The following is a 26,794-nucleotide window of genomic DNA, read 5'->3' as shown; positions in this document are numbered from 1 at the left end:
ATAAGTGAAGTGCTGATTTTATTATCACTTGAGTGATTGAATAGTGTTTTAGTGTGAAGCCATTTTTTTGCTATTTGGAAAATATGCCTTGAGTTCGTCTAAAAAAAGTCGGACTTTTTTAGGCATTTTATCTGTTGAAGAGGTGATGGCATAAAAGTAAAGTTGTGCTGAATCATAGTCTTCCAAACAGCGGAATATATTTCCTGTATCTTGATCTTTTTGCGCTAAAAAATCAGGTAAAAATATAATTCCCTGATCCTGTTTACAAAAATCGAGGAGAAAGTCACCGCTATTGCAGGTTAATTTGGGGGTACAGTAGATGCTTTCTTCTTTTTTATTTTTGCTCAGCACAATTTTAGCGCTGGAATCAGCTTGTGAATATAGCAACAGGCTGTGCTGTTTTAATTCATCAATACTATTGGGCTTGCCGTATTTTTCAAAATAACTGCTTGTTGCATAAAAATGTCGATGATAAGTGCTTAATAAATGTGTGTTGCGTTCATCAATCTCTGGACTGATTCTCAACACAATATCGTATTTATCCTCGTTGATATTTAAGAACTTATCTGAAAGAAATAAATCTATTTTGATATTGGGGTATTTCAGCATGAATTTAGAGATGATCTCAGTAAGATTGGCTTGTCTAAATGAATGCGGCGCATTAATTCTGAGCTTACCTTCAGGGTATTTCTGGTCATGTACAAAATCACTGGTTGCCCATTCAAATTCACTCATAATCACTTTTGAGTGCTGGTAAAATTTTTCACCTGAATGGGTTAAGTCCATTTTTCGTGTATTTCGAATGAATAACGCTGTATTAAAAATGGTTTCTAAATGACAAATCCTTTTCGCTACTTGATCCCGTGTAATCCCCAAGTGGCGTGATGCACTACTAAAATTGCCATGTTCAACAACACTGATAAAAGTGTTGATACAGTCTAATTTATCCATTCAATTTTAATGTAATTGTCAACTTAATCATTAAAGTATCGCATCGTTCGAAGCTTAGCAATCATTGTATCTTTTCAGGATACAGTTTGTATTTAAATTGCTATCTAGTGGTTTACGTGTATTTTTGCTTTGATATAAATTCCTTTATAAATATGTTGCCAATCAGAATGAATAAAGCATTTTTAGAACAACTTAGCCCACAAAATTGTCAAATCATCTTCATCGATCAACAACCACAAATGGCATTCGGTGTTCAGTCCATAGATCGCCAAACCTTAAAGAATAATGTTGTAGGGCTGGCCAAAGCGGCAAAAGTTTTTAATATCCCGACCACCATTACCACCGTAGAAACTGAAAGTTTTTCAGGGCACACTTTTCCAGAATTATTAGATGTTTTTCCAGACGCTGCTTTGCTTGAAAGAACTTCAATGAACTCATGGGATGATCAAAAAGTACGAGATGCATTGGCTGCAAATCATCGTAAAAAAATCATCGTCTCTGGTTTATGGACCGAGGTGTGTAATATCACTTTTGCATTTGGTGCAATGTTGGAAGGTGACTATGAAATATATATGGTTGCAGATGCATCGGGAGGAACATCAAAAGAAGCCCATGATTATGCAATGCAACGCATGATCCAAGCGGGTGTTGTTCCGGTAACGTGGCAACAGGTTTTGCTTGAATGGCAACGGGATTGGGCACATCGAGAAACCTATGATGCGGTGATGGATATTGTTCGAGAACACTCAGGTGCGTATGGGATGGGGGTTGATTATGCATATACCATGGTCCATAAAGCTCCAGAAAGAACCACGACTCAACATGAAGTTATTGCAGCGGTACCTGCTAAATAAGCTCTATGAGCATACATATTCACGGAGATGATCATGACAGATGTAGCGCTGATTCTTAAGAATGGAAAAATTACTACGCTGGATGCTAAACAACCTGAAGTAACGGCGATTGCCATTGCAGATGGAAAAGTGATTGCCACAGGTGATGAAAGTCAGATCATGAGGTTGGCAAAAGATTCAACCAAAGTGATTGATCTAAATGGTCGTCGTGTGATTCCCGGTTTGAACGACAGCCATCTACATATTATCCGCGGCGGATTAAATTATAATATGGAACTGCGTTGGGAAGGTGTTCCCACCATTGCTGATGCGCTGAGGCTGTTGAAAGAACAGGCTGAAAATACACCAGCACCACAGTGGGTACGTGTCGTCGGCGGGTGGACTGAATTCCAATTTGCAGAAAGACGTTTACCTACTTTGGCTGAAATCAATAAAGCTGCGCCAGATACGCCAGTATTTATTTTGCATTTATATGCCAGTGCCATGCTCAATCGAGCAGCTTTAGATGTTTTGGGATTTAATAAAGATACCCCTGATCCTCCTGGCGGTCGCATAGAACGCAACGAAAAAGGAGAGCCTACAGGTTTACTCTTGGCAACTCCGTCAGCTGCGATTCTCTACTCAACATTGGGTAAGGCGCCAAAACTGCCTGTTGAAGATCAAGTCAATTCGACCCGACATTTTATGCGCGAGTTGAATCGCTTAGGGGTGACATCGGCGATTGATGCTGGTGGTGGTGGGCAGAATTATCCTGATGACTATGCTGTGATTAAACAGTTGCATGAAAAAGACCAGATGACGGTAAGAATTGCCTATAACCTCTTTGCCCAGAAAGCAGGGGAAGAACTGCAAGATTATCAGCGTTGGACAGAAATGACTTTTCCAGGCGAAGGTGATGCACGATTACAAATGAATGGGGCAGGTGAAAACCTGACTTGGTCAGCAGGTGATTTTGAAGATTTCTATGAGCCACGCCCAGATTTACCCGAAAAAATGGAAGCTGAACTCGAAGCAATCGTTGAACATTTATCTGAGAAAAAATGGCCATTCCGAATTCATGCCACTTATGATGAAAGTATTAGCCGTTTGCTCAATGTATTTGAACGGGTCAATGGCAAACAAGCTTTTGCAACGCGTTTTATTATTGATCATGCTGAAACGGTGTCAGAACAAAACATTGAGCGGATTGGCGCATTGGGTGGTGGAATTGCGATTCAACATCGAATGGCTTATCAAGGTGAAATTTTTGTCAAACGTTATGGCGCTGAAGCTGCCAAAGCAACACCACCGGTAAAGAAAATGCTTGAACTTGGCGTTCCTGTCGGTGCAGGAACAGATGCAACGCGTGTGGCATCATACAATCCATGGGTATGTCTGGCATGGTTAACCACTGGTAAAACAGTAGGCGGCTTTGCACTTTATGATGAAAAAGATTTAATTGACCGTCAAACCGCCTTGAAACTCTGGACCAAAGGTTCAGCTTGGTTTTCAGGAGAGCAGACTCAGAAAGGTGCTTTGGTCACAGGTGAACATGCAGATCTTGTTGTACTGTCTGATGACTATTTCTCTGTGGAGGGAGAGTGTATTCAATCTATTGAATCTGTCATGACGGTGATGAATGGACGGGTGGTTTATGCAGCAGCAGAGTTTAAACAGGAAGATCCTCCAATTCCACCTGCATCACCTGAATGGTCGCCAGTAAAACGCTTTGGAGGGCAGTGGCGTCTGTCTGAAAACCGCAATGCGCCTTCTTTGCAACCACTGCAAAACAATTCAGCAATCTGTGGATGTACCAACAATTGTGGTATGCATGGTCACTCGCATGCATGGATGATTGATATTCCAATCAATGATCAAGACAAAAAATCATTTTGGGGCGCACTCGGCTGCTCCTGTTTTGCTTTTTAATACCCACCTAAAAAATGCCATCTCACTGAAATGAGATGGCGTTTTATTGGGGAGAATGCTATGAAAATTTATTTCATCTCTTTAGCTGTTGGCTTGTTGGTGGGCGTATTGTATTACCTGTTGAATGTAAAATCGCCGGCGCCACCATTCGTTGCATTATGTGGTTTGTTGGGAATGGTCATTGGTGAGCAGCTTATGCCGATGATTAAAAATTTATTATCCTAACCATGGACGATGATAAACAATGCAATTTAAGCTCAGTAAGTTGTTAAGTTTCAATGCAGGTTATGTCGATACAGCAAGCTTCCTTGCTTTGCATGGGCTATTTTCTGCACATGTTACAGGTAACTTTGTTACTTTGGGGGCGGCTTTGGTTTCCGAAAGTCAAACGGGTGCATGGGCGAAACTGGCTGCATTGCCGATGTTCTGCATCACCGTTTTACTGGTCAAAGTGATTGATCAAAGGTTTGTGACACAGCAAAACAGTTCATATCGTTTTTTTCTTAAGACGATGTTTTTACTTTTTAGCATTGTTGCAGTATGTAGTTATTTTTATCTGCCTTTTCCAAAATACGATACGGCCATGAGCTTTACGGTTGGAATGTTATTGGTCGCGGCGATGGCAATTCAAAATGCCATGCATCGTATCCATTGGGCTAAAGAGTCTCCAACCACAGTCATGACAGGTTCCACGACACAATTAATGCTAAATGTTGCTGAACTGTTTTCCAAATCCTCTGATGAAGAAAAATATCAGATTCGGCAGCGAATTTATCCGATTCTTCCGACGATGTTGAGTTTTGCTTTTGGATGTGCCGTGGCTGCAGTCCTGTATAAATTTGCGTTGTTGTGGTTATTTGTCTTTCCTCCATTGTTGTTGATAGTCATTTATTTCAACCGGGAAAATTATAAAAAAGCCTAGTACTGTGAGCCAACACTCACCCTATTATTTATTCAATGACGAGTAAAACATGGAAAATATAGACAACCCGGCAGCTCCAGGATTCTGGAAAAGCTGTAGAGATCCTCTGTTATTGACGATTGTCGGTGGTGCAGTCGATACCATTGGGTTTATTGCACTTTTTGGTTTTTTTACAGCTCATGTGACAGGCAACTTGGTATTGGCTGGAGCCGCTTGGGTAAAAGGTGGACCGGGAATTTGGATTAAATTAGGTGCAATTCCCTTATTTATTTTAACTGTTGCCATAACGAAATATTGGATTGATCGGAGTGTACAAAAACATACGACCTTGAGTTATTTGTTTTTGGGTGAAGCCATTTTCTTAACAGGATTTATGTTGGCGGGACTATATTTTGAGCCCTTTAAAGATGCCAATAATGTCACTGTGGCTATCACGGGTGGCTTGGGGTTGATTGCTTTGGCAATCCGAAATACTTCCAGTAAAACCTTAATTAAACATATCAGCCCAAGCACCATGATGACTGGGAATACCACTCAGTTGGGTATCGATATTTCCAACTATTTTAGAGATCGCAGTGATAGCAATATGCAGAAGCTACAACATAGTTTCAGTATTGTAATGGGTTTTGTCATCGGCGCATTTTTTGGGGCATTTTTATACGTGTATTTAGATTTTTGGAGTGTCGCTTTCTTTGTCGCACCTGTTCTGTATTTGTCTTACCTTGCTGCGAAACAGAGATTTGTTCAACCGAACTAAGGAGGGAGGTCATGAATAAGTTTTGCTCGGACACAATCAGTATTGGCATCTTCTGGTCAACCATGATTCTACTGTCAACAGCTTGGTCTGCATATACCGATTATGCAGCTTATTGACCTCCACTTACGGTTTTTGTTTATGTGCTCAGTGGCTTATCGCTTGTTGTAAACCACATTGCTTGAGCAATAAGACCAACATTCAAGGATAGCTCAATGATTGGGTACAGGTCGTAAGTTATGGATCTCATCCATTCTATATGGGATATCCATTTTTCTAAGTTTTATCGATAGCAAACTCATATTGTTGATACTCGGCATGATTGTGGTTTTCTGGTTTTTATCCAAGCGACAAATTGAACAGTATTTTAAAGATCACCAAGGTGATCATTAACAATCTGTTTTATAACGAAATAACAAAATTTAAGGTAAAGCAATGTCAAATTTACTTAAAACTTCTATCCCTTTGTTTTCTTTGCTTATCACACAATTACATGCTGCTGGGCATATGTTCAATAAAAATAGTCCATATTTATTGGGTGACTGGCAAGGGAAACGGACTGAGCTTTTAAATCAAGGTATTAAATTTGATTCCAATCTGATGATTGATACGGCTTATTTGGCTGATGGGGGGTACGATTCGGGGCATTCCCCAAAGTATGCGAGTCAACTATTAATCGGTTCAACTTTAGATCTGGAGAAATTGGCAAATTTGACTGGGTTAAGTCTTCGAGCAACAATCACTGCTCGGCAAGGACAAAGCTTGTCCTCGGAAGATATTTCTGATCCAACTGCACCGCAAATTGCCAATGTACAAGCAAATTATGGTCGTGGTAACAGTAAAAGTCGTCTGACGGAGTTTTCTCTAGAAAAGAACTTCAAAGATTATGGACTCAGCATTAAATTGGGACGTTTGGGAATAGGGACTGATTTTAATGTGATGTCATGTGAGTTTCAAAACAATTCATTTTGTGCCGCACAGATGGGCAAGTGGCAGAGTGGTATTTGGTACAATTCACCGATTTCTCAATGGGGTGGCCGTATTAAATACCAACTTCAGCCAGAACTTTCTGCCCAAATCGGTGTATACGAATACAACCCAAAAAATGCTTTAGAGCGGCATGGTTGGAACCTCAATACAGATCAAGCGGATGGTGTGACGATTCCGATAGAAGTGATGTGGCAACCCAGATCTTTCATCAATGGATTGGCAGGAACATATCGCATAGGTGCAATGTACAACAGTGCGGATGACCTTAAAAATCAAAAAAACATTCGAACGGGGAAGGGTGAAAATCATACGTATGGCGCATGGTTCAACTTTGATCAGCAACTCACGTCGATGGGTTCTGGAAAACAGGGTTTGCACAGCTTTGCAAATTTTACTTTTCATAACCGCAATACCAACAAGGTTGATCATTCTCAGCAGATCGGTCTCAAATACTATGGAGTTTTCATCAGTCACCCTGAAGATAATCTAGGTTTTGGTCTCAACCGAATTCATCTCAATGACCGTTTTACTGAAGGTAAGGCACAATTTAATGCTGATGCGGAATACAATGTTGAATTAAATTATAGTTACAATCCTGCAAAGTGGCTGATGTTACATCCTAGCTTACAATATATTGTTCATCCTGGTGCGACAAAGAATAAGGACAATGCTTGGGTTTTTGCGCTGGGTACAAAGATAAACTTTTAGTAAATCGCGTTTTAAATCTAAAATTTAGAGCAGCAATCCCTGCATTTTGTGTAGCTTAAAATTCGTAGCTGATTTTTATCTATAGCGCAATCCGTTGACGTTCAAAATGACGAAGCTATTGATCAGACACAGGTGAGAAAATAACATGTACGGGTGAATCATTACGATTTAACGATGAAAAGGGTCCAATAAAGTTTTTATTTGGATTTTTTGCGAAGCTTCGATGCCATGCTCTTAGCTTATTCTCAGACAACCATTCCAATTCTAAAGCATTATTTTGATTGCCGAAGTCGATGGTATTCACTGAAAATTGATTGATTGCATTTAAAGCAGCTCGGCATTTTTCAGTTTCGCCTTTTTTAAGCACGGACACTTGGACCTGAGTTGCGCCACCAAACATCACATCGTTTTCACGACATTGAAGTACCTGAACATGATAACGACCTTCTGGTGAAGATAAATCTCTAACCACTTTATTTACATTGTTTGATTGGCAGGCGGATAGGAGCAACGGCAAGACTGCTAAGCCGAAAATTGGTTTTATGGATAATTTATTCCATTGCATGAAGTTTTCAACCTCGTATATTTTGATTGAATAAGAATGTTGTTTTTATTTCAGCAGGATTGGCCAAAAATAATATTGAAGCATGTGCATATTATTGAACTGATACTGAACGTAATTGCACAATATTTCAATAAATAAGTAAATAAAGTTTTTGATCATTCATTATATTTTTTGAAATGATTTTTCATATGATTAAATTTTATTGATGTTAATTTATATTGTGTATTTTGACCTAAGTCTAAATAAGATTTACAAAAAAAGGATATGAATAAAAACTGACTTGCTGAAAAATAAGCAGAAGTTTTGTTCTAAGTTAGAGCTTTGAATAAAATATACATATTTCTTTCAGCATAAAAAGCAAGCTGTGTTGGCTGTATAGCGGTGTTTTTTATCTAAAAAGCATTTAATTTTTAAAGTTTTATGTTGAAGTGTTTTACAGAGAATCTGACGTTTTTTGCTTTACAGATGCGATCGTCAGTTGAAGTGAGGTGTAGCGTTGAGACTTAAATGACTTACAAGCGCATTGCATCCAGTGCACAATCAAAGATTATGTGGGCATCTTGTCTGGAAGATCGAGCGTTTCTGTTCAACATATAACGAGTTCAAGGATTAATAGAATGAAAATCAAAATTGTTCTACTCACTGCACTGTTGAGCTTGCCATTGCTTGCAGATGCAGAAGGGTTAAAGTTAAAGAGCAGTCAAGGTGAATTTGATCAATATACAGGTCAAATCACGCTCAGTGGGGAGTATTCATATTATTTTGAGGATGAGGTTTTAGGTGATGTCGTCTGCTTTCATCCTTATATGCCATCAGATCAATTAATTCCGCGTAGTGCTCATGATCAACGTTCACGCTGGTTCTGTTTTAATCAGACCAATCAAGCAATCAAGGCTTTTAAAATCAATAAAAAGCCTAAAGAGGGGTATGAGGGTTATACCGGTCATGCCACTGTGACTGTCGGTGATTATGCAGTGTATAAGGGCGAGAGTGAAGGTTTTGATACTGCAAAATTAATTTCTGTTAAAAAAGCTGAAGCACCCAGATTGGTGAAGAAATCTGGTTATTAAATTACATAGTGAAGACAAGGACAAATAATGATGAAAAAAATCACTTTTTTACTGGCTGCTCTGTTGAGTATTCCAGTGCTTGCACAGGCAAAAACCTTGCAGCAATGGGAGCAATGTGCCGATAAAGCTGGTCGCAGTGTCAATGTGCAAGAGGTGGGCAATATCGGTTATGAAGCTGAAATTAAAAAACACTGTGGAACACGTCCAGTAGCTACTGCGGGTATGGTAAAACCAGATGGAAAATTGCCTTATGATGTGATTCAAGCAGAACCTTGGAAAAAAAAGTTTCAACAGATCACGGGTAAACAATACACTCATGTAAAACAATCACTCGTGGTATCTAGTCCAATGCAACGTGAGGGTGACTGGTTGGTTGGGAGCGGTTATGACCCTAAAGGTGCCGGAGCAAGTAAAGCAGTAATCGCTGTGAATACCAAAACAGGCAAAATTATGGCATTAATGAGTTCTTATGATGGTGTAGAATATTTTGGTTTTGATGAAAACACCAAAAACCTCCCGCGCAAATTACAACAATGGATCACTGAAGAAGTGGCTGCCGGTTAATTTGATCGTTTCCACACATGTGTGATGGCGGATTTGTTTGGGCTGTCATGATTCTGCTGGTGTCAGAACAATTCTTAGATCAAAGCAGTTGCTAGGTATTGCGGTGAAACGACAGTAATTGCATCTGTTGTTTCACCGCTTAAAGCCAGTCACTATGGCGTTCAAGCATTGTGTCACGTTTATTGAACCAAAGTTTCATGTAGATATTGCCAATAACATTTTCCAGATTCAACTCTGATACAAGCAGTTGAAATTCTTAACTGTGTATGATCTGGAGTCTGCTGATGCTCTTGATATTGAATCCAATAATGGTTTTTAGCTTCAAATAAGGGAATAGTATTTGAAATAGTAATTTTTAACGCAGATTTTTTGCCGATATTTTCACGAAATAAAGTACTGACTTCAGCCAAAGAAATACAATGTCCCTGAACTGTGATCATTTTAAAATTTTGATCAAAACTCGATAAAAGCTTTTTTAAGCTGTCTTGTGCATTGGGATTGGTAAAGACATCTTCAATCCAAATATGTAGGTCTACAATATTTTTTAAAGCTTCATTGATTGGGTGATTCATGCGGCTTTTCCTTCCAAACAAAAATTAAAGCGATTGCGCACAAAAGTGCTGCGATGAGAAAAGTATATTGGTAATGCAGTAAGCGATTTGAGATGGGCAAGGCACTAAAGATAGAAAGAAGAACTATTGTACCAATGCTAAAAGCCACTTGGCGATTGATGTTCCACAGCACACTTCCTTGTAATAAATCTTGACCAGTAAAATCTTCAAGTGAACTGATTTGTGCGATATTGGCACTGAGTCCACCCCCCATACCCATCAGCAAATATGAAAGAAATAATGGAATTAAATCATCTGCATGGCTTACCCAAAATAACAGCCCTATGCCTAAGCTATGCAGGGTGATTCCGATGAAAAACAATGTTTTTTTACCAAAGCGATGATAGAGAAACCCGCCACTTGTCATGCAGATCAATGCCCCTGCTGCATAGAGCAACATAAACAATCCTGTTTGTTTGGCATTAAAACCAAGATTAAATTGCAAATTAAAGATATTGAGTAAATTCACGCCAGTAAAAATCCCTGGTACTGCATAATAAACAATAAATGCCGTCCGTAAATTACAATTCTTTAATAATTGCAGATTGAGAATGGGAGCATGAGAGTGCGCTGAATGGTGTAAATAAACAATAAGCATCAAGACTGAAATTGCGAAGCTTGTGATCGCAAAGAAAATATGATGCAGATCTGTATAGAATGAAAATGACAGCAATAGACATAACAGCCCGATATTGATGATAATCATGCCTTTAAAATCAGGTTGTTGATAGGGTTGAGGTTGACCATCTCTGACCCAACTCCACGCTAGGCATGCAGTCAGTAGTGAAAATGGAAGATTTGAAAAAAATACCCAACGCCATGAAAGGGTATCCACTATGATTCCTCCCAATGTCGGGGAAAATGCAGGAGCAATTAAGGCGATAGCCATAATCAAGGTGGAGATCCGCCGTCGATCATGATGTGGAAATAGACCAAATACCAACGCCTGTCCAACAGGAATTAATAATCCGCCTGCCAAACCTTGAATGAAGCGCCAAAAAATTAAACTATAAATGGATGTGCTCAACCCAATAAAACAGATACTGATTGAAAACAGTAACATTGAAAAACAGAGTAGCTTTCGGTATCCCATTAGGCTTGAGAGCCATAAACTGATCGGCATAATCAAGACTAAACCGAGAATATAGGCATTGCTCACCCATGCAGTCATGGAAGGAGAAACTGAGAATATTGTTGCTATATTCGGTAGGGCGATTGCTGACATAAATATATTGATGCAATCAATAAAGAACCCAAGTAAAAACACTGTTGCTATTTTATAACGATAAGACATTGTAACCTCCAAGGTCATGGAGGGTACGTTGCTGTCCTTTTATTGTCGATGCATGCGCAGTAAAATCATTGTTTAATAATCTCAAACAATGAGTGATTTCATGCAGAAAAATTTCAAACAGATTGCCACTTTTTTACAGGTGGTTGATTCTGGATCTTTTACCAAAGCTGCTGAAATTCTGGGGCTGAGTCGTTCAATGGTCAGTATCGATATCAAACAATTGGAACAGTCCTTAGATGCTAGTTTGTTGATTCGAAATACGCGCAATATTGCGTTGACTGAAATCGGTAAAAATTTTTACGATGATTTCAAGCAAATTCAGTTACAGATTAATGAAGCATTTGAACGCAGCCAAAACTTAACAACCAATGTGACAGGTGTTCTGCGATTTTCTTCAACCAATGAGTTTGGGCAAAAATATATTTTGCCGTTATTGGGAAAGTTTTGTCAGCAATATCCCAAGCTGCAACTGCAATATACATTTAACTCATCACTGGATGATTTGGTAACTGAAAAATTGGATTTAGTCATTCGTCTTGGAAACTTAAAAGATTCATCGTTAAAAACACGAAAAATCGGTGAATACCCGATTTATTTAGTTGCCACAGCTGAATTTTTAGCCTGCCATCCAGTCAATAAGATTTCAGACTTAGCTGATGTGCCGTGGATTGGACACAGTTTATTGAATTGGCAGGATGCTCAATACACTTTGCAAAATCGCCGTGGTGAGAAATACACACTGCCTTTTGTTCGAAATCAATATGAGTCCAATTCAGCTGAAGCGATTCATCAGATGGTCTTGGCGTCTATGGGCATAGCAATTTGTCCTGCATGGTTGGTTGAAGATGATTTACAGCAAAAACGATTGATTCGTTTATTGCCCGAATTTGATTTGCCTGTGCAAAATATTCAATTGCTCTATTCAAATACCCGTTCTTTACCCGCTAAAACACGGGTTTTTCTGGACTTTTTAATTGAGCATTTTTCGATGTCATCTGCATAAATAAACTGACATTCGAGGGTAAAAGACCAGCAAAAGGATTTCTTTGCTGATCTTTGAATTTATTCTATTTCTGTGCAGTATTTGGGAGAAAGACCGTCATAAATCCCAACAATGGAAGAAAAGCGCATAATTTATATACCCAAATAATCCCATGGATATCTGCCAAATGTCCGAGCCCGGCAGCACCGATTCCACCAATACCAAACATCAAGCCGAACATCAAGCCTGCAATCATGCCTACGCGACCTGGCACGGCTTCTTGTGCATAGACCACTAAGGCTGAAAAGGCAGATGACATAACCAAGCCAATAATAATCGTGAGGACAGCGGTTCCAGTTAAGCCAACATAGGGGAGCATAAGTGCGAAAGGTGCAACACCTAGAAATGACATCCAAACCACAGCTTTACGTCCAATTCGATCACCTACGGGACCACCAACAAATGTTCCAAGCGCTACAGCACCCAAAAAGATAAATAAATACAGTTGAGAGGTTTGAATGGAAACATTAAATCGTTCAATCAGATAGAAGGTAAAATAATTGGTGATCGCTGCAATGTAAATAAACTTTGCAAACATTAAAATACAAATCACAGCCATAGCTTGAATAACTTGCTGGCGTGTCAGCATGGTCATTTTATGTTGAGCCGCTGTCAGCTGAACAGGAACTTGTGCTACGAGCCATTTGGTGACTCTTAACAAGACAAAGATGGCCAAAGCCGCAACCAAAACAAATAATCCAATTGCACCTTGACCATTGGGAATAATTACAGCGGCAGCCATTAATGGTCCTAGCGCAGATCCAGTATTGCCACCAACTTGAAACATCGATTGTGCTGTACCAAAACGTCCGCCAGAAGCTGTTCTTGCGATACGTGATGCTTCAGGATGAAAGGTCGATGACCCCACACCAATTAACGCAGCAGCAAATAATAAACCATGGAAACTACTGGCAATCGCCATTAATCCAATTCCAAGGAGTGTTACTCCCATGCCAGCGGGTAATAAATAGGGTTTTGGATGTTTGTCGGTATAGAGTCCAATCCAAGGTTGTAATAATGAGGCGGTAATTTGATAAACCAAAGCAATCCAACCGATTTCAGCAAAGCTTAGAGAAAATTCGGCTTTTAACATCGGATAACTTGCGGTGACGACTGCTTGGATAGAATCATTCAGCAAATGAGCAATTGCGATCGCACCGACAATGCGCAATACAAATTTCTGGGGTTGTTCATGAGATGGAAATTTTTCTTGAACAAGTGAGGCGTCAAGAGTATTGCTATTGCTCGGCATGATTTCTCCAACAAGCTGTTTCAGCTTGCATCATTGAGTAAAGACTTTGTGTCTGGATATTTTTATCCTAAACTGAACATCTGTCGGCCCACAATCATATTTGGGACATGTAGTATAGAATTCAGGCCAATTCAAATGGAGGGAGGATGCGTAACATTCGAGTCAATGAATATGAAGATGTTCCACAAATTGTTATGGCGAGTGGCAATGATTATGCAGATGGTACAATATTGCCCAGCCATAGCCATAAAAGAGGACAATGTTTATACGCGATTACAGGTGTATTAACTGTGAATACCGATCTTGGAAGTTGGGTTGTTCCTCCTCGTCGTGCATTATGGATACCTAACGGTGTGCATCATGAAGTACATATGCGCGGTATGACCAAAACACGCAGTGTGTATATCAGTCCTGAAGCGGCTAAGGTGGCAGGATTATGGGATTATTGTGCGGTCATTAATGTCTCACCATTACTGCATGAGCTTTTATCTGTTGCAGTTGATATTCCAGTGGAGTATGAATTGGAGGGGAGAGATGATTACTTGATGCGGCTGATGATTAAAGAAATTGCCATGATGCCTGAATTGCCTTTAAATGCACCGCTTCCGCAGGAGCCTCGTCTGGCGGCATTGTGTTTAGAGATTTTAAAAGCACCTACATTGGATAGGGACTTGGATGAAATCGCGAAACAAGTGGGAATGAGTCGTCGTAATTTTACCAGAATCTTTAGACTTCAAACTGGCATGAGTTTTAGTCATTGGCGGCAACAAGCATGTTTACTCAATGCCTTAATGCGTATGGAGCTTGGTCAATCTATCACCCATGTTGCTATAGAATTAGGATACAGCAGTAGCAGCGCATTTACCGCAGCTTTTAAACGTTCGCTTGGTGCAGCACCAAGTCTTTATGTACAAAGAAGACATCCACTTTAGAGTACACGCTATACTCAAAAACAAGTCTATTCATACAAAAAAACATCGAGAATCAGTACTTTCTGTCTCAAATGTAATTTTCATGACCATGCTTTGTATAACTTCAATCTTTACAATAAAAATTGGATTATCACAGGAGAAGTACATGAAAGCTTTGATCAAATTTGTTTTTATTGGTCTATGTGGTGTTGCAGGTTCTAGTTTTGCATCACAACATCATGATCAAACCATAAAAATTGATCACTTTGGTACAGGTAATGATGGTGATAATAGCTCAGGTCTTTTATTGAAACAGCCGATGAAACTCATCCCTGCATCAAAGCAAAATGGAATGAAAGAACCACGTATTGAACATTATGGTACAGGTAACGATGGCGACAATAGTTCAGGTTTATTATTGATTGACCATGAAAAAGTATATGCTTCAGCAAATACTTCTGCACCACAACCTGATCCAAGACGCATAGAGCATTATGGTACAGGCAATGATGGTGACAATACGACAGGATTACTGCTTAAGGAGTAGTTTTTATTTGAGTCGAAGCATCAACAGGATATTTCTATAGACAAAAAATGGGTGTAATCAAACACCCATTTTAATAAATCGTTTACCTGAAAATCTCAGCTTATTGTGCTGCTTTTTCAGCCTCGATAGAAGCAATTGCAGCGTCTATCCCTTCAATTGACTCAGCAGCTTTTTTAATACGAGCAAGTGCATCAACTAAAACTTCATCAGCAGTTGCATATGAAATACGCATATAACCACCTAAACCGAAAGCATCACCGGGAACAACGGCAACACCTGTTTCTTCAAGTAACCATTCAGAAAACTCTGTACAAGATTTTAAGCCTTTAGCGCGAATTAACGGGCGAATGTTTGCATAAGCATAGAACGCACCATCTGCAGGTAAGCAAGTAATTCCATGAATATCGTTAAGACCTTTGACAACCAGGTCATGGCGACGTTTAAATGCTTCAATCATTGGCTCAAGAACATCTTGAGGACCATTTAACGCAGCCTCGGCAGCCACTTGTGAAATAGACGTCGGATTTGATGTTGATTGTGATTGGATTTTTTTCATCGCACCGATTAATTTTGCAGGTCCTGCTGCATAACCAATACGCCATCCAGTCATTGCATAAGCTTTAGATACACCGTTCAATACGATTACACGATCGTAAAGATCTGGAGCAACAGTTGCAATGTTGTAGAACTCATCATCCCAACGGATTGGTTCATACATATCATCAGAAGCAACATAAACTTCAGGATATTTACGTAACACTTCTGCCAAAGCTTCAAGTTCAGCTTTCGTGTAGATCATGCCTGTAGGGTTAGAAGGACTGTTTAAAACAACCAAACGTGTTTTGTCCGTAATTGCAGCTTCTAATTGAGCCGCTGTGATTTTGAAACGCTGTTCTTCACCACATTTGACGATGACAGGGACACCTTCAGCGATAATTACCATGTCAGGATAGCTGACCCAATATGGCGCAGGGATAATCACTTCATCGCCTTTATTTAACAAAGCAAGCGCCAAGTTAAAGAATGACTGTTTACCACCACAAGAAACCAAAATTTGGTTCGCTGCATAATCAAGATTATTATCACGTTTTAGTTTAGCAATAATCGCTTTTTTAAGGCCAGGGGTACCATCAACAGCGGTATATTTGGTAAAACCGTTGTTAATTGCTGCAATAGCAGCATCTTTGATGTGTTGTGGGGTGTCAAAATCTGGTTCGCCTGCGCCCAATCCGATTACATTTTTACCCGCAGCCTTGAGTTCAGCAGCTTTGTTGGTAACAGCAAGCGTTGGAGACGGTTTGATGGCATTTACACGATCAGAGAGACGTACGTCCACGGCATTATTCCTTCTTATAGGGATTAAAAAATAAAAAGCACATTATCATAGCTTAAATTTAAAGGCTTGGTCGTTTAATATTTATGCAAATTGACCAAATATTCACGAAAAACAAAAAATTAATGTATCAAGAGAATACAAATAAACAGCAGTAATCGAGATCACTCGCATCAAGACTAAAATTTACGTACAATATAGCCAGTTAAAATTGAGTGAATCACATGAGCACCCAAAATACTCCCAAAAAAAAGCCATTGGTGAATTTACCTTTTCCAATGCCATCAGCTACTGAAAATATAGATGATGTTGCCCACAATCAAGTACGTCCAAAACCCGAGCAATATGCAGACCGTACATGGATGCCTCCACGTGGTACACGCCGTTCAATGGGTAAACGTTAAAGCTTGAACATAAAAAATAGGTGCATAGAGCACCTATTTTTATGCATTCTTTTTTAACGTATCTTTAATGTATCAAGCGGGTCTTGATAATTTAGGGAAAGTATTACTCTTTTATATTTAATTTTGTTCATTGAGCATTTCAGTGACATATTCATAATAATTTTTCTTTTTTTGATACATCAATAGATCTGCACGTTTTAACATGTTATCAATACTTTCATTGTCATGGGTTGTGGCATAACCAATTGCGATGCTGATCGGCTGTGAAGAATAATACTGATTATCAATATTCAGTAATTCTTCTATGGTCATAATGATTGATTCAACGGTCTGCTCATTTGCTGCAGGCATTAGCAGTACAAATTCATCTCCACCAATCCGCGACGCAGTATAACTGGTATTGGCGATCGTACGACTGAGAATATTGCCCATTCGACGTAACAAACCATCTCCAATATCATGGCCGAATTGGTCATTAATGGCTTTTAATCCATTCATGTCGATGAAGATTGCTGAAGTTGGACGCAATACATTGCGTTCCAAACGATTAATTTCTTCTGTATAGAATGAACGGTTAAACAATTTGGTCAATACATCGTGTTTACCTAAGTATTCCAAATAACTTTCGGCTTTTTTGCGCGCTGTAATATCGGTGAGTGCAACTTGAACTAAACTCCAGTCCTCTTCATAACCAGGAAAAACAGTAAATTGCAATAATACATTCCGTACTGAACCATCTAGGGCATAATTGATCGCTTCACGTTGATGGTGAATTTTACCATTCCATAATTCAATCAACTGTTCTCGGAATGTTTGATAAATTTCTTTTGCAAATACTTTGTTTAAGTTCTTAAACAGGGTTTCTTTATCTTGCGCTTTAAACAAGTCCAGTGTGGCTTGATTTACATCCAATAAAATTATGTCTTCTATACATTGATTCACAAAGTCTGTATGTACATCCAAAAAGGTTCTAAAGTCATCAATTCCAATTTGACGTAACTGATCTAAACGCGTTTTGACTCGACTAAAATCTTCTACCCACAATGAAGCAGGGGAGTAGATAAACCGAGATTCTGCAAGTTGTCGATTTTTTTCTTCCAGACGACGGGCATTTTGATAATCTGTAATATCTTCTGTTGTAATAAGAACTTGCTTTAAATTATGTTCTGAACCCGGCATCACCGCGCCACGTAGTTTTATGTCTAGCTTTTTTCCAGAAATCGTATAATTTACAGTGGTACTGGAAAATTCTGTTTGCCCCTCCCAAAGTGCAACCAACTCCTTGATATGTGAATCAAACATTTCTTTTTGGAAAATAACATTTAAATTTTGACAGAGATGTTTTTGATTCTTTGCTTGAAAAAGCTGTAAAGTTTTTTGATTTACTTTAATAATTTTAATTTTATGTGCGCATTGAGTAACCTGTTCTGGATGCGCTTCTAAAAAGCTTTGAAGATCAGTAATCCCTTGACTTTTCCATTGATTGAATTGTTCTTTTATCGCACTATAATCTTCTAGCCACATCGGTGTGGGGGATATATCAAAAATAGAAGAATCGGAAAATTCCATTACAAGATTCTCGTTTGCTATAAAAGTCATTTAATTGCTTTGGAATATATCCTAAAATTTGCGGATGTAAAATAACAAGCAAAGATAAAATGTAAATTATTTATTATCTCTAAAAAATAGTGATAACTGACTCACTTTGTCTATTTAATGACATTTATTGTAAAAGTGTACTTTAATATTTAAAATCATGCTGAAGACTGCCATGATGTAGATAATAGTATTGTTTATCTTTATACATCATTTGATCCGCTTTTTTTAATAAATCTGCGATATCGCCTTGCTGATTTATGCTTGCATAACCGAATGCGACACGGATTGGATCTTGTGGAAACTCTAATTGATCAGCCAATATTTTTTGTTGAATGATGGCCAAGAGAATATCAATATCTTGTTGCTTCGTTTCAGGCATTAAAATCACAAATTCATCTCCACCTATGCGCGATACTGAATAATTGGTTTTTATGGTGGATGCTCTTAAAATTTCTGCAAAACGCTGAATTAATAAGTCTCCAATGTGGTGGCCCTGAACATCGTTGATTTTCTTTAATCCATTAATGTCCAAATAAATACAGGAAAGAGAATGGAATGGCGTAGATTGTAACCGTTGGATTTCTTCACTAAAAAATGTGCGGTTATATAATTGGGTAAGCTGATCATGTTGATTGGAGTAGTGTAAATAATCTTCTAATTTTTTTCGTTCAGTTAAATCTGTAAATGCAATTTGCACAGTATCCCAATTATGTTGAGAGTCAGGGAAAATTACGAGATGTTCTTGGACATGAATTAAATCTCCATGCACCGACTGATATTCACACTCTTGTTTAATTTGATGCTGTCCATTCCATAAATATAATAATTGTTGAGAAAAATTTTCAAGATGATGTTTAAAAATACGATGTAGATGCAGACAAAACTGTTGTTTATTATAGGTACAGAAAAGATCGAGCAAAGCTTGATTAATACCTACAGTATGGATGTTTTTAAAACAAAAAAATAAAAAATCAGGATTCTTTTCGATATAGTTTTTTAGATCTGTCAAATGATTAGCTTTGAGCTGATCGAATATTGTCTTGATTTTGCTATAGTCTTTGACACAAAGTGCAGTAGGGGAATATAAAAATAATGATTCAGCAAAGCGTCGAGCATTTTGTGATTGCGAGATATCCTCTGTGGTTAAGAGTACTCGATCCCAACGTTCTTTGTCATCAGATAAAATATTGGCTCTCAACTGCACATCGATTCTTTTGCCCTGACATGTGTAGTTGATGACTGGAACAGAACAATTCATTTGTTTATTCCATAACGCTGAAAAAAATTCGATATGCATCATCTCAGTGTCCTGAGTATGCATTTCTGGGAATTTTTTTATAATTTCTTCTAAATTATGCGCTTCATATAAAGTCAGTGTGCTTTGATTGACATCAATCGTTTTAATTGCAGCCAGACAGGGAACTAATCGTTGAGGATCTTCGCTTAAATAATGCTGGAGATCAGATATACCTTCAGCAGCCCAGGCATCAAAAATTTTTTTGATGCCACTGAAATCCTGTAGCCACATCGCAATGGGAGACAAATTAAAAATCGTTAAATCGATTTGCTCCATTCTCATTCCACTTTATTATTTGTAAATTTAGCTTAAATATAACAAGGTGAAATGGCAATACCTAAATACATCGCGATGTTGAGAAAAAGTAATTTGAGGCATTAATAAAAATGGCTCACTTCTTGGCATGATGTTCTGCTTTGGGGGCCGCAATCACGCGTTGACCTGTCCAAACATCAATAAAATCTGTTTCATTTAAATGATAAAGTTCTAATAATGCCAGAATTGCACCACCGATAATCATTGAACCTTCAGAGTTAGGTTGGAATTCAATTATTTTGCCATGCAGATTGTGTAGAATATCTTGTATCTCAAAAATCCGATCACGTCCATTACTGTCATTTGGATACATAGGTGTGTTTAAAATAATGGTGGCTAGACTTTTTTCTGCGTCTGTTAAATCTAAATCTTGTATTGCTTGCTCAGGATCAGTACTGAAAATCACCTGATCTGTTATGAAACTATGCAACAATTTTTGCGTGAGTTTAGGCAATGTCTTTTCAACGAAAGGGCGGAATGAAGCCGGAAAGATTACATTACGTGCGATTCCCTTGAACATGGGAGCGATTTCTTCAACTTTATAGCCTGCAACTCCACATCCAATTGACGTAATGAAGTATTTCATTTTTGGATGATTCTTTGCATATATTTTAAAATCATCAATATAGTGCTGAATTTGTGAAAGAGGCATTTGTTGTAAATGTTCATTCATGGTTGGAATCGCAAAACTCTGACCTGCCCAACCACGCCCCACTCCTTTGGTTGCACCGAAATATAAATGCGCTGTTTTTGCAGCACCACCTTGATGTGTACCTGCCAAATTACTGCCAAAAACAAAAACAGTGTCTTCAGGTAAAGTTTTGATTATGCTTTCATCATGGTAGTGATATGTCATGTTTTTCAATCCTTTAATCTGCTTAATTCCATGTTGCTATCGAAATAAAAAAGGGTCAAGGTATTTGTTGAATATTGTGTAAAAAACCCCATTAAGCTTAAGCTACTTCTTTTGGTCGAGTCGGTTTCTGTTAAACTACTCGAGCTTCTTTCTTCCTGGTTAAAAGAGTGAATTATTGTGAATGATCATCAACCTTTTGAACTTGTTACAAACTACCAACCTGCTGGTGATCAACCACAGGCGATCGAAAAATTAGTTGCAGGGATAAATAAAGGTTTTCATGATCAGCTTTTATTGGGTGTAACAGGTTCCGGTAAAACCTATACCATGGCGAATGTGATTGCACAGACGCAAAGGCCAACCATTATCATGGCGCACAATAAGACCCTTGCAGCTCAGCTTTATGGTGAATTTAAAGCATTTTTTCCCAACAATGCTGTTGAATATTTCGTCAGTTATTATGATTATTATCAGCCTGAAGCTTATGTACCTTCTTCTGATACTTTTATTGAAAAAGATTCGGCCATCAATGATCATATTGATCAAATGCGCCTTTCAGCAACCCGTGCACTGTTAGAGCGTCGGGATGCCATTATTGTGGCGTCAGTTTCAGCCATCTATGGTTTAGGTGATCCGAATGCCTATATGAGTATGCTGTTGCATATTGTACAAGGAGATAGAGTAAGTCGTGATGACATTATTCGCCGTCTGGTCGAAATGCAGTATACACGTAATGAGCTTGAATTTTTACGGGGTACTTATCGTATTCGCGGTGAAGTGATTGATATTTTTCCTGCCGAATCGGATCAACATGCCATCCGTGTTGAACTGTTTGATGATGAAGTCGATTCAATTCGTTGGTTTGATCCGATTACGGGGAAATTAGTGCGTAAAGTTCCTCGTGTGACGATTTATCCAAAAAGCCACTATGTCACACCAAAAGATAATCTTGAGCGAGCAATCGGAACCATTCGAGATGAACTTTCGGAACGTTTGGTTTTCTTTAAAGAACATGAAAAGTTGTTAGAAGCTCAACGGATTGAACAGCGTACGCGATATGACCTGGAAATGATGCAGCAACTCGGCTATACCAACGGGATTGAAAACTATTCAAGACATTTGTCTGGTCGACCAGCGGGTGAAGCACCGCCTACATTGTTTGATTATATTCCTGATGATGCTTTACTGATTATCGATGAGTCACATGTGACTGTTCCCCAGATTGGTGCAATGTACAAAGGTGATCGCTCTCGAAAAGAAAACTTGGTTAATTATGGCTTTCGTTTACCTAGCGCATTGGACAATCGTCCAATGAAGTTTGAAGAATGGGAGCGTATTGTGCCGACCACCATTTATGTCAGTGCAACACCTGCAAAATATGAGCTGGAAAAATCCGTCCAAGTGGCAGAGCAGGTGGTTCGTCCAACAGGTTTGGTGGATCCGGAAATAGAGATACGTCCAGTTCTGACCCAAGTGGATGATGTGCTTTCCGAAATCAATATTCGAAAGGAACTGAATGAGCGTGTGTTGGTGACAACACTCACCAAACGAATGGCTGAAGATTTAACCTCGTATTTAAAAGAATACGGTGTAAAAGTAGCTTATTTGCATTCTGATATCGATACGGTTGAGCGAGTGAAAATTATCCATGAATTACGTACAGGCGTACATGATGTGATCGTGGGGATTAACTTGCTGCGTGAAGGTTTGGATATGCCTGAGGTTTCTTTGGTGGCGATTTTAGATGCGGATAAGGAAGGCTTTTTACGCTCTGAACGCTCACTGATTCAAACCATAGGACGTGCGGCACGACATGTTAAAGGTAAAGCAATCTTATATGCAGATCGTGTGACAGACTCTATGCAGAAAGCCATAGATGAAACTGAGCGTCGTAGAGCTAAACAAATTCAATTCAATGAGGAACATGGCATTATTCCGCGTAGTGCAGTTCGTCAGGCAATCAAAGAAATCGATACAGGCGAGGTGCTAACTGATGATCAAATTGATGATGCAAGTGTTGAGCAACAACATGCTTTAACTGCGGATGAACGTCATATTCTGTCTGATCCTAAACTGTTCGCAAAGCACATCACTAAACTTGAGAAAGAGATGTTAAAAGCATCTAAAGAGTTGCAATTTGAGCAAGCAGCGCGGTTAAGAGATGAAATTGTGCGTTTAAAAGCGCGAATGTTAAAGTGATTTTATTTGTTAAGTGATTGCTGTACTTAACTTAGATTGTTGCTTTAACACGAGCAAAGGATACATAAAGCTACAATCTAAGTTTACGTTTCTGATTATTTTATAATAAAGAGTAAAAATCCACGATCGAGGGTATAAAGTGCAATTATTCAAAATATTACCCAAATCATATGCGCTAAAAAAAACTATCATTGGGTTCAGTATTATTTCTGCTACTTTTTTGTGCCCTAAGGTGTATGCCGATTATTCGACATTGGCAGCTGTTCCAAAATTAGAGCTGGGCCAGTATCTTGGGTTATGGTATGAAATTGCACGTAAGCCTATGTATTTTCAGAAAGCCTGTAAGTCTGATGTCACGGCACGTTATACGGTCAATGAATATGGCAATGTTGCAGTAGATAATCGCTGTATTGATGAGAATGGAGAAGAATTGCGCGCACTCGGCGAAGCTTTTATCAGTAATGAACCGTTTAACTCTAAGTTTAAAGTCAGCTTTATTCCTGAGGCAATTCGCTGGATGCCTGTGGGAAGAGGGGACTATTGGGTGCTCAAAATTGATCCAGAATATCAAATGGCTCTGGTCGGTGAGCCTAAACGGAAATATTTATGGTTATTGTCACGTGATCCACACCCTGATGAAACAAAAGTAACTGAATTTCTGCGCTATGCACAAACAGTTGGCTTTAATTTAAAAGATATTATTCGAACCAAGCAGAATGCTTCACAATAATTCCATAAGCTGACAACCTGTCGGTTGATATATGCTTGTTTAAATCCTGTATTGAGAAAATATTGTAATATTCACAATAATTTTGAAATGAAAAAGTGATATTATTAAACGATTTGTTTGAGTTTTTTGAGGGGCGATAGATGTTTAAGGGCGTAGTATTGTCTATATTGGCATCTGTCACTTTTGGGGTATTGTATTTTTATACCAAATTATTGGGCGATTTAGATAGCCAACAAACATTTGGTTGGAGAATCATTGCAACTTTACCTTTCCTCACTGTATTTATGTTTTTCAGTGGTGATTTTGCCTACGTGAAAAATATTTACCAACGTATGGTGAAGCAACCTTCATTATTCATCCTACTGATCATCACTTCTGCGTTGACCTGTTTTCAACTTTGGTTGTTTCTGTGGGGGCCAATGAATGGGCGAGGATTACAAGTTTCATTGGGGTATTTTCTTTTGCCTTTGGTCTTGGTTCTCGCTGGAAGTATTTTTTACAAAGAAAAACTATCAAAATTCCAAATGGTCGCCGTGGCTTTCGCTGTTATGGGGGTGGGGCATGAGTTATGGCGTTTAGGCAGTATCGCATGGGAAACTATCTGTGTTGCCTTGGGGTATTCACTCTATTTTCTGATTCGAAAAGCAATCAAAACGGATAATCTTGGCGGATTTTGGTGGGATATTCTGATTTGCATACCTGTTGCTATCTATTTTACCCAAATGGGGGTAAATGCTTATGGACAGTTTATTGAAACACCCGATTTATTTTTGGTGGTTACAGGGCTAGGTGCATTCAGTGCGATTGGTCTAGGTAGTTATATTTTAGCTAGTCGTTATTTGCCTATGGTACTGTTTGGTTTACTGAGTTATTTAGAGCCCGTTTTATTGGCTTTAGCTTCATTGGCTTTAGGTGAATCTATTTCAGCAGATGAATGGTTGACTTATATCCCGATTTGGTGCGCTGTAGGTGTTTTAGTTCTTGAAGGCACTTGGCATATTTATCAACAAGGAAACAAGCGGAAGAATTTGGAACTGAATATTAGGGAATTTGATAAAAGAAAGCATTAATAGGCATTATTAAAATATAAAAAGGATAATTATTGAACTTAAATTAAAATAAGTGTTAAATATGTCTCAATATTAATGCTTTTAAGTATGCTTAAAAAGAAAAGAATATTGATCGATTATGAATATAACAATGATTCCCTATCAAATACGAGCAACCCTTTTGCAACTTGAGCCGAGTACTGATTTGAACTGGGAAAGGGTTTTATACCAAATTTTTGATGAAGCGAATATGGAAGTACGCGAGGAAATTGATCGTCAAATCTTGAAACCTAAAGAGATACAATGGAATCGAACTGAAAATACCTTTGAATTTAAAATTACAAACTCATTGGAATCGTTGAAGCATCGTTTAGACAATGAGCGCATGCGTTCGATTGCCAATAAATTAAGTAACTCACTTCATTGGTTAGAACAAATTACTGATTGTGTACAAATTGCAGATTACCTTGAAAATACTTTACATCAAATTGATTTAATTCCAGTAGATGATCATCTTGGCTTACAACGTGAAAAGTTGTTGATACGCCGAGTTTTTTTGCAAGATGTGGCGAAGTTGGTACGACATCTCAATATGCGAATTTATCCAAATGTACGTGATTTAACCATCAAGCAAATCAAATGTTTTATTGTTGAAGTGTTTATCAAGCAACAATTATTGGGATACTGGTTTAAACCCATACTCACGAAATCATCAACTCTATTTAATCATCCTTTTTTTAAATATTTTATTGTTAGTGAGCAGAAAATTCGTAAATTCGATATTGTGAAAACTTCAGAATTTATTTATTTGATTGCGCCAATACAACACTTTGAGCAAAACCCCTATTCTATACGTCGATTTTTATTTGAAGAACATATTGAATATAACAATCAAATTTATCTAACAGGGTTGGTGATTGATCCAAAACAGATTGGCGAAAATGCATATCGCTTGCAAACAGATCAATTGGTACAAAAAATGGTTACAATCCAACATCAAGTTCATCGCGATGTGATAGAGATTGTACAAGAATTTGAAAGTTTTACTGAAACCAAGCTATTGCCATTCCTAATGCAGCCGTTTGGGATGGGAGGTAAAAACAGTGATTTTGTTGCCCAGAATCATGTAAAAACAATCGAGCAAATGTTGATTGCAAATCTGTTGATGCCATTAAGAAATGCCGTAAAAAATGATTTATCTCATCTTGAAGAGTTTGAATATTTATTTATGAGTGTTCATCGCATTTTCTCAGAGATTTTATCGCATTATCGTGATTTTAAAGAGCAACCTGCATTATTTTTTAATGCGCATGTACAGATATTTGAATACCGTTTACTGGCATATTTAAAACTTTTGGAGAAGCGCAAGGACGAAATCTTTGTTCCTATGAGTAAACAGGAATGGCAAGTCATGCATGAACGATCACAACAACCTTTAAAAAAGCTTCAAGAGATTATGTCGGATCAAGTCAAAGACTATAACGAATTAAAACTCTATATCCAACAGTTGAAACATGAACAGAATCAAGTGAACGGCTCTTTGCTGAAGAAAATTGTCAAAGGTGGAAAAGTTGAAAAAGATATTCAACAAGCTAAACATGCCGCAATGATAATTAAAAAACAGACATATTTAGATGTGTTGAGTGTTCCAAAAGGCTTATCGAAATACAGTGTTTTTATTGAGTTTGAAAGTATAACTTCCTTAAGTGAACTTGAACGACATTATGCTTTTCCTTCAGGGGACAATGGGATTATTCGTTTCCCTTTTTTAATGAAAATTCCTGAGAATCTAGCAGATTTTGATTTTGAAGCTTTTCATGCATCTATTTATTTAGATTAATCTTATATTGAACAGTGACTATAAAAACATCATGATCGATGTGAAGATAGGTTTTTGACCCACCAGCGTTCAATGATAAATGCAATTAAAGCTGAGTTTAACCACGTTTAAAAGCAGGGGCTGGATGTTTTTTATTCGTGTCATGAAATGCATGTAACACTGTGTTATAAACCTATAAATAAAGAAAGATAAATTATGGTTTAAATATCAGTATTTAATTTTTATAAAA

The 26,794-nt window shown here is 38.2% G+C and carries 25 protein-coding genes; 16 read left to right on the top strand and 9 right to left on the bottom strand.

Going from position 1 to position 26,794, the window contains the following annotated elements; translation table 11 throughout:
• Positions 1 to 48 precede the first annotated feature (48 nt).
• A complete protein-coding gene (locus tag OSH00_RS09530; protein WP_266130219.1) occupies positions 49 to 951 on the bottom strand; it encodes a LysR family transcriptional regulator in 903 nt (300 codons plus the stop codon).
• A gap of 167 nt (positions 952 to 1,118) precedes the next feature.
• On the opposite strand from OSH00_RS09530, the gene OSH00_RS09525 reads away from it, so the two are divergent.
• The 6 genes from OSH00_RS09525 to OSH00_RS09500 all read left to right on the top strand — a co-directional run bounded on the left by OSH00_RS09525 (position 1,119) and on the right by OSH00_RS09500 (position 7,087).
• Positions 1,119 to 1,805, top strand: coding sequence for a hydrolase (locus OSH00_RS09525; protein WP_266130218.1), 687 nt, complete (start codon positions 1,119 to 1,121; stop codon positions 1,803 to 1,805).
• Positions 1,806 to 1,838: 33 nt separating this feature from the next.
• Entirely contained in the window at positions 1,839 to 3,713 is a 1,875-nt protein-coding gene (locus OSH00_RS09520) for an amidohydrolase (RefSeq protein WP_266130217.1), read from the top strand.
• A gap of 60 nt (positions 3,714 to 3,773) precedes the next feature.
• Positions 3,774 to 3,938 carry a DUF1427 family protein gene (locus OSH00_RS09515; protein WP_196074371.1) on the top strand — a complete coding sequence of 55 codons (165 nt, stop codon included), beginning with the start codon at positions 3,774 to 3,776 and terminating at the stop codon, positions 3,936 to 3,938.
• A 19-nt stretch (positions 3,939 to 3,957) separates the two neighbouring features.
• On the top strand, positions 3,958 to 4,635 hold the full coding sequence (locus tag OSH00_RS09510; RefSeq protein ID WP_266130216.1) for a YoaK family protein: 678 nt from the start codon (positions 3,958 to 3,960) through the stop codon (positions 4,633 to 4,635).
• A gap of 49 nt (positions 4,636 to 4,684) precedes the next feature.
• On the top strand, positions 4,685 to 5,392 hold the full coding sequence (locus tag OSH00_RS09505) for a YoaK family protein (protein WP_266130215.1): 708 nt from the start codon (positions 4,685 to 4,687) through the stop codon (positions 5,390 to 5,392).
• A gap of 432 nt (positions 5,393 to 5,824) precedes the next feature.
• The gene (locus OSH00_RS09500; protein WP_266130214.1) at positions 5,825 to 7,087 is read left to right on the top strand and encodes a carbohydrate porin; all 1,263 of its coding nucleotides are present in this window, start codon (positions 5,825 to 5,827) and stop codon (positions 7,085 to 7,087) included.
• 115 nt (positions 7,088 to 7,202) lie between these two features.
• Here OSH00_RS09500 and OSH00_RS09495 read toward each other — a convergent pair whose 3' ends face one another.
• The gene (locus OSH00_RS09495) at positions 7,203 to 7,652 is read right to left on the bottom strand and encodes a hypothetical protein (protein WP_266130213.1); all 450 of its coding nucleotides are present in this window, start codon (positions 7,650 to 7,652) and stop codon (positions 7,203 to 7,205) included.
• A gap of 617 nt (positions 7,653 to 8,269) precedes the next feature.
• Between OSH00_RS09495 and OSH00_RS09490 the strand changes: the two genes are divergently transcribed.
• Together OSH00_RS09490 and OSH00_RS09485 are read left to right on the top strand one after the other, a co-directional pair.
• Positions 8,270 to 8,722 (top strand): hypothetical protein, encoded by a 453-nt coding sequence (locus OSH00_RS09490; protein WP_196075792.1) that lies wholly within the window; start codon positions 8,270 to 8,272, stop codon positions 8,720 to 8,722.
• A 30-nt stretch (positions 8,723 to 8,752) separates the two neighbouring features.
• Positions 8,753 to 9,286 carry a hypothetical protein gene (locus OSH00_RS09485; RefSeq protein ID WP_196075793.1) on the top strand — a complete coding sequence of 178 codons (534 nt, stop codon included), beginning with the start codon at positions 8,753 to 8,755 and terminating at the stop codon, positions 9,284 to 9,286.
• A gap of 179 nt (positions 9,287 to 9,465) precedes the next feature.
• On the opposite strand, the gene OSH00_RS09480 is transcribed toward OSH00_RS09485, so the two are convergent.
• Positions 9,466 to 9,858: a hypothetical protein gene (locus tag OSH00_RS09480; RefSeq protein ID WP_266130212.1), complete on the bottom strand. Its 393-nt coding sequence runs from the start codon at positions 9,856 to 9,858 to the stop codon at positions 9,466 to 9,468.
• Positions 9,839 to 11,191: an MFS transporter gene (locus OSH00_RS09475; protein WP_266130211.1), complete on the bottom strand. Its 1,353-nt coding sequence runs from the start codon at positions 11,189 to 11,191 to the stop codon at positions 9,839 to 9,841. The genes OSH00_RS09480 and OSH00_RS09475 overlap by 20 nt, the downstream gene beginning before the upstream one ends.
• 100 nt (positions 11,192 to 11,291) lie before the next feature.
• Here OSH00_RS09475 and OSH00_RS09470 point away from each other — a divergent pair, with 100 nt between their 5' ends.
• Positions 11,292 to 12,194, top strand: coding sequence for a LysR family transcriptional regulator (locus OSH00_RS09470; RefSeq protein WP_266130210.1), 903 nt, complete (start codon positions 11,292 to 11,294; stop codon positions 12,192 to 12,194).
• Positions 12,195 to 12,258: 64 nt separating this feature from the next.
• On the opposite strand, the gene OSH00_RS09465 is transcribed toward OSH00_RS09470, so the two are convergent.
• Positions 12,259 to 13,485, bottom strand: a complete 1,227-nt coding sequence (locus OSH00_RS09465; RefSeq protein ID WP_266130209.1) for an MFS transporter — start codon at positions 13,483 to 13,485, stop codon at positions 12,259 to 12,261.
• 146 nt (positions 13,486 to 13,631) lie between these two features.
• Between OSH00_RS09465 and OSH00_RS09460 the strand changes: the two genes are divergently transcribed.
• Entirely contained in the window at positions 13,632 to 14,417 is a 786-nt protein-coding gene (locus OSH00_RS09460) for an AraC family transcriptional regulator (protein ID WP_266130208.1), read from the top strand.
• Positions 14,418 to 14,562: 145 nt separating this feature from the next.
• Entirely contained in the window at positions 14,563 to 14,943 is a 381-nt protein-coding gene (locus OSH00_RS09455) for a hypothetical protein (protein WP_266130207.1), read from the top strand.
• 100 nt (positions 14,944 to 15,043) lie between these two features.
• Here the strand turns inward: OSH00_RS09455 and OSH00_RS09450 are convergent, their stop codons facing one another.
• Positions 15,044 to 16,279, bottom strand: coding sequence for a pyridoxal phosphate-dependent aminotransferase (locus OSH00_RS09450; protein WP_196075800.1), 1,236 nt, complete (start codon positions 16,277 to 16,279; stop codon positions 15,044 to 15,046).
• Between the two features lie 221 nt (positions 16,280 to 16,500).
• On the opposite strand from OSH00_RS09450, the gene OSH00_RS09445 reads away from it, so the two are divergent.
• Positions 16,501 to 16,680: a hypothetical protein gene (locus OSH00_RS09445; RefSeq protein WP_266130206.1), complete on the top strand. Its 180-nt coding sequence runs from the start codon at positions 16,501 to 16,503 to the stop codon at positions 16,678 to 16,680.
• 117 nt (positions 16,681 to 16,797) lie between these two features.
• On the opposite strand, the gene OSH00_RS09440 is transcribed toward OSH00_RS09445, so the two are convergent.
• From OSH00_RS09440 to OSH00_RS09430, 3 genes are all read right to left on the bottom strand, one after another.
• Entirely contained in the window at positions 16,798 to 18,249 is a 1,452-nt protein-coding gene (locus tag OSH00_RS09440) for a sensor domain-containing diguanylate cyclase (protein ID WP_266130205.1), read from the bottom strand.
• A gap of 172 nt (positions 18,250 to 18,421) precedes the next feature.
• Positions 18,422 to 19,852 (bottom strand): sensor domain-containing diguanylate cyclase, encoded by a 1,431-nt coding sequence (locus OSH00_RS09435; protein WP_266130204.1) that lies wholly within the window; start codon positions 19,850 to 19,852, stop codon positions 18,422 to 18,424.
• Between the two features lie 115 nt (positions 19,853 to 19,967).
• Positions 19,968 to 20,747 (bottom strand): A1S_2505 family phage non-structural protein, encoded by a 780-nt coding sequence (locus OSH00_RS09430; RefSeq protein WP_266130203.1) that lies wholly within the window; start codon positions 20,745 to 20,747, stop codon positions 19,968 to 19,970.
• Between the two features lie 177 nt (positions 20,748 to 20,924).
• Here OSH00_RS09430 and uvrB point away from each other — a divergent pair, with 177 nt between their 5' ends.
• The 4 genes from uvrB (at position 20,925) to OSH00_RS09410 (ending at position 26,565) form a co-directional block, all read left to right on the top strand.
• A complete protein-coding gene (uvrB, locus tag OSH00_RS09425) occupies positions 20,925 to 22,946 on the top strand; it encodes an excinuclease ABC subunit UvrB (RefSeq protein WP_266130202.1) in 2,022 nt (673 codons plus the stop codon).
• Positions 22,947 to 23,085: 139 nt separating this feature from the next.
• Positions 23,086 to 23,676: a lipocalin family protein gene (locus tag OSH00_RS09420; RefSeq protein WP_266130201.1), complete on the top strand. Its 591-nt coding sequence runs from the start codon at positions 23,086 to 23,088 to the stop codon at positions 23,674 to 23,676.
• Positions 23,677 to 23,816: 140 nt separating this feature from the next.
• Entirely contained in the window at positions 23,817 to 24,746 is a 930-nt protein-coding gene (gene rarD / locus OSH00_RS09415) for an EamA family transporter RarD (protein WP_266130200.1), read from the top strand.
• A gap of 118 nt (positions 24,747 to 24,864) precedes the next feature.
• Positions 24,865 to 26,565, top strand: coding sequence for a PIN domain-containing protein (locus OSH00_RS09410; protein WP_266130199.1), 1,701 nt, complete (start codon positions 24,865 to 24,867; stop codon positions 26,563 to 26,565).
• Positions 26,566 to 26,794: the final 229 nt, after the last annotated feature.

This window comes from Acinetobacter nematophilus (assembly GCF_026344175.1).
Taxonomy (GTDB): Bacteria; Pseudomonadota; Gammaproteobacteria; order Pseudomonadales; family Moraxellaceae; genus Acinetobacter; species Acinetobacter nematophilus.
Note: the sequence above shows the minus strand (reverse complement) of the source record. Positions and strands in the feature narration are given on the sequence as shown.